This is a genomic window from Caballeronia sp. GAFFF1 (assembly GCF_023630705.1).
Lineage (GTDB): Bacteria > Pseudomonadota > Gammaproteobacteria > Burkholderiales > Burkholderiaceae > Caballeronia.
This window is the reverse complement of record NZ_JALQEM010000055.1, coordinates 1-290: the sequence shown is the minus strand read 5'-3', so window position 1 is coordinate 290 and position 290 is coordinate 1. Positions and strand designations below refer to the sequence as shown.

Here is a 290-nt window from a genome sequence, read left to right as displayed (position 1 = left end):
GAGCTGGCCGTGACGCAACTCGAAGTTGGACGGCTCGCCCAGGTTCGTGCCGTTGACGACGATCTCGAGCACGAGCGACTGCGTTTCTTGCGATTGCATGTCGAGCGAGGCGGTGCGCGGCGAGCCCGCGATATTCGGAACCTGGCTGGGCGAGCCGCCGGTGATATCGACTTGAGCAACAGCCGCTTGGGAAAACACGCCCAGTGAAATCAGGAGAGGAACACCGCGCGTCACGAGCCTTGGGCGAGTCGATCCATCCATGACGATGCACGCCGTTCCCGTGGCAACCC

General features: G+C 63.1%; 1 pseudogene. It reads right to left on the bottom strand.

From position 1 onward, the window contains the following. Positions 1-261, bottom strand: a pseudogene (locus NCR37_RS28275) (fimbria/pilus outer membrane usher protein); the annotation flags it as partial. Between the last annotated feature and the right edge of the window lie 29 nt (positions 262-290).